This is a genomic window from Capnocytophaga sp. G1920, assembly GCF_051417515.1.
Genome location: NZ_JBPRKH010000042.1, coordinates 1 through 1,636 on the forward strand (window position 1 = coordinate 1; position 1,636 = coordinate 1,636).

A 1,636-nucleotide genomic window follows, 5' to 3' on the forward strand; every position below is an offset into this window, starting at 1 on the left:
TGCAACTCGACTCCGTGAAGCTGGAATCGCTAGTAATCGGATATCAGCCATGATCCGGTGAATACGTTCCCGGGCCTTGTACACACCGCCCGTCAAGCCATGGAAGCTGGGAGTACCTGAAGACGGTTACCGCGAGGAGCTGTTTAGGGTAAAACTAGTGACTGGGGCTAAGTCGTAACAAGGTAGCCGTACCGGAAGGTGCGGCTGGAACACCTCCTTTCTAGAGATGACCGATTTAATTATTAATGGTTAATTATTAACGATTAATGGACTTATGGTATATTTGATTCTTTAAATCTTGCTGGCAACAAACATAAATAGGTATAAGTTACCAGCTAAAAGGCAAAGAAAAGTAATAAGTTTTTTACCTTTTACCTTTTACCTTTTACCTAAGAAAGCAGTCTCATAGCTCAGCTGGTTAGAGCGCTACACTGATAATGTAGAGGTCGGCAGTTCGAGTCTGCCTGGGACTACAAGAAGCTAAATAAGGAAATTCTAGGAGCTGAAGAGAGGCGAATATCGTGAAACGTAATTCGTAATTCGTAACTCGTCATTAAGCACGGGGAATTAGCTCAGCTGGCTAGAGCACCTGCCTTGCACGCAGGGGGTCAAGGGTTCGAATCCCTTATTCTCCACAAATCCAACGTTCCTTTCCTTCGGAAAGGCTAGGATAGGCAGTACATTGACATATTGGGATAAAAAGCATAAGAGATCAATAATAGATTATTGATAATCTAACGAAATATTAAAAAAAATCAAAGAGAACGAGGTATTTATTTAATTGATAATAGATAATTGTTAATTGAATAAAACTACAAGCGCGAAAAGTTATGTAAGGGCGTATGGGGGATGCCTAGGCTCTCAGAGGCGAAGAAGGACGTGATAAGCTGCGAAAAGTTGCGTGTATTGGCACATACGATATGATACGCAAATCTCCGAATGGGGCAACCCAGTACATTGAAGATGTACTACACCGTAAAGGTGGGCAAACCCGCTGAACTGAAACATCTAAGTAGGCGGAGGAGAAGAAAACAAAAGTGATTCCCAAAGTAGTGGCGAGCGAAATGGGAACAGCCCAAACCCGTATTGTTACGGCGATGCGGGGGTTGTAGGACCCAGATATAGGTTGTAAAGCTGGATTAGAAGTGTTTGGAAAGGCACACCATAGAGAGTGAAAGTCTCGTATAGGTACAGTTTTATAAATCTTATGGGTATCCTGAGTAGGTCGGGGCACGTGGAACCTTGACTGAATCAGCCGGGACCATCCGGTAAGGCTAAATACTCCTGAGAGACCGATAGTGAACTAGTACCGTGAGGGAAAGGTGAAAAGAACCGTGAATAACGGAGTGAAATAGACCCTGAAACCATACGCTTACAAGCGGTTGGAGCAGCTTTAGGCTGTGACAGCGTGCCTTTTGCATAATGAGCCTACGAGTTACTGTTACCAGCGAGGATAAGTATTTCAGATACGAATTCGTAGCGAAAGCGAGTCTGAATAGGGCGAGAAATAGTTGGTAGTAGTAGACGCGAAACCTGGTGATCTACCCTTGGGCAGGTTGAAGCGCTGGTAACACAGCGTGGAGGACCGAACTGGTTGTCGTTGAAAAGACTTCGGATGACCTGAGGGTAGGGGTGA

The 1,636-nt window shown here is 44.6% G+C and carries 2 tRNA genes and 2 rRNA genes; all 4 read left to right on the plus strand.

Features of this window, described 5'->3' with window-relative positions:
* Window positions 1–220, plus strand: a 16S ribosomal RNA gene (locus ACSQ7D_RS12925); the annotation flags it as partial.
* A 179-nt stretch (window positions 221–399) separates the two neighbouring features.
* Window positions 400–473, plus strand: a tRNA-Ile gene (locus ACSQ7D_RS12930).
* 88 nt (window positions 474–561) lie between these two features.
* A tRNA-Ala gene (locus tag ACSQ7D_RS12935) sits at window positions 562–635 on the plus strand.
* 186 nt (window positions 636–821) lie between these two features.
* Window positions 822–1,636, plus strand: a 23S ribosomal RNA gene (locus ACSQ7D_RS12940); the annotation flags it as partial.